We start from the raw sequence: 2,113 nt of genomic DNA on the forward strand, positions 1-2,113 counted from the left end.
GATCGCGTTATCGTCAGCGAGCTGGTGCATGAGTAGAGATAACCGACTAGTTCTGCGCGGGACTGCATGACACCGTGAGAGTTGGCTAAGTAGATGCCTCGGTTAGTGCTTGATGATCCAAGAGTGATATCTCCGGTGCTACGCCAGTACACGTTGGCCGCTTTGGTACCTCGTGTGAAGACAACGGTGCTTCCATTGGCGGAGGTGATGGTGTTCGCGCGGAAAATGAACCGTGCATTGGGATCGCCCTGGCCATCAAGGGTTACCGTGCCATTGATAGTGAAGCGTCCGGTGGAACTCGTGTACACCCCTGGTCTAATTGTTCCCGAGAGCACTGAGTCTCGGATGGCAGTCGCGGGATATTTGTCCAGAGCGGCATACAAAACCATTAGGTCTGTTTTAGCGTTGCGTGCGCCGGTGGTATTGCGGTCGGTGCTTCCAGAAATGTCCCAGGGCCAGAATCCTTCAATTTTTGTTCCCGGGCTCGTGGCAACACTGCCCGAAATTGTGGTGCCGACACCCAGCGTCGGGCTGTGCTGAATGCTTTCATGTGCCATGAGCAGGTACGTGGCTGCTCTGCCCAGTGTGAGTTCGGGCAGCTTCGCAACGGACCAGCTCGCCTTGGTGCGGGTTCTGGTGCTGAACGCCGCACTCGAGACTGGTACTTGGGTACCGACGATGCTTCCCGCAGCGGCTAGGCCAATAAGTGTGAGCGCAGTCCGCCGGTCTAAACGCCGTGGCGAGAGAATTTCCGTGACACCCACACGCTCTTCAGCCACTTCTTCTTCGGGTAGGTCCGGTTTCCCATCGGAATCGTCATTTGTATCCGGGTGGCGCCCGGGACCTCTGAAAGCCAATATCAGGGCTGCTAAAGTAACTAGGCCCCAGAGAATCAACGGACCGTAATTGCCTGTGTTCAACCAGAAGCCAGGGAGCCCAATCATTGGGATCAAGATGCGTGCTTGCCCAGTAATCTGGGATCGTTTCAGTGAGCTGCTGTCGACATCGTGATTCGCATCGCCGGCAGTGACAAATGTTCCGTCGTCGTTAGCTTCCACGATGCGGTGCAGGCGTAGGCGTTCAATCCCGTCGGGTTCGGCAGCTGCTGGGCTTCGATACTGTACGACGCCGCCCATGGGTACTGGATCGTTCTCATCCCAAGGAGAGGCAACAGCCACATCGCCCGGACTGATGTGTGGTTCCATCGAGCCTGTTTGGACCATCGTCGCGTGCCAGCCAAAGAGCACCGGGACGAAGGCGATGGCGGCGAGAGTGGCTAAAGCGACGAGGTAACCTTCGGCTAGCGCAAAGCCAAGTAGCCTGCCCCACCCCGGTATGCGGGGTGTTGCAGGTTTTCGGTGTTGTTGTCTATTGCTCACTCAGTGCGTTGGAATTAGTTGGCTGGCGCGTCGCTCTGCAGTTCCCAGACGAGGTCGATACTGGTTTGGGCACCTTGCAGAGCGTCGAGCTGCGACTGGCTCAATCCTGCAGCGTCGAAAGTCCACGTGCCGCGGTAAACGGTCTTTTCTCCGGGGGTACCCTCAGTCTCCCACGCAGTGGCTGTGCCGCCGGTGGCGTAGTCGTGGTTTGCTGTGGAGAGTTCTTTGAGGGAGTAGGCCTCCGGGGCGCTACCAATGGGGGTGAACCCGGTGCAGTCGTCGAATGTTCCGCCGGTGCCGCGCTCGATATTCAGTGTGATGTGCTCGTCCAAGCCTACGGCTGAGGTGGCGAGGTTTTGTACGTAGGAACGCACCTCACCGGGAACAGTGGAGTTTGAGGTAACGACGATGCACTTGGTGCCGCTCTGTCCTGGGACAAGCTTATCGACGGTGAACGCCGCGGTGCCCTTGTCATCGTCGGTCAGTGCGACCTGGCCGGTGGCCCAAGAGTTGCCGGAGTTGCGAGTGGTGGCGGTGAAAGCGGCGTTGGACGCCTGCCACACCATGGCGCCGGCTAGCAGGATGGCTACGGGAGCCGCAGCGAAGCCGACAATTTTAGTGGTGCGAGCAGATGGATTGCGCATAGGGATACCTCCGGGTGTGGGAGTGGTGGGATGGGCCGGGAGGAGTAGATGCTTCGTTCTCCGTTGAGGAGCTATGGCCGCAGCTATGCT

Annotated in this window: 2 protein-coding genes; both read right to left on the minus strand. The window is 58.5% G+C overall.

Annotated features, from left to right (window positions below):
* Positions 1–1,379: ice-binding family protein (locus ACT3TP_RS18590; RefSeq protein WP_444621275.1), on the minus strand; the 1,379-nt coding region annotated here is incomplete at its 3' end.
* 14 nt (positions 1,380–1,393) lie between these two features.
* The gene (locus tag ACT3TP_RS18595) at positions 1,394–2,023 is read right to left on the minus strand and encodes a hypothetical protein (RefSeq protein ID WP_444621276.1); all 630 of its coding nucleotides are present in this window, start codon (positions 2,021–2,023) and stop codon (positions 1,394–1,396) included.
* Positions 2,024–2,113: the final 90 nt, after the last annotated feature.

Origin of the sequence: Glutamicibacter sp. AOP38-B1-38 (assembly GCF_052377485.1) — a bacterium.
Lineage (GTDB): Bacteria > Actinomycetota > Actinomycetes > Actinomycetales > Micrococcaceae > Glutamicibacter.

Excerpts from the sequence above, each read along its gene's own strand:
- ACT3TP_RS18595 (WP_444621276.1), bottom strand. The coding sequence starts at position 2,023 with ATGCGCAATCCATCTGCTCGCACCACTAAAATTGTCGGCTTCGCTGCG.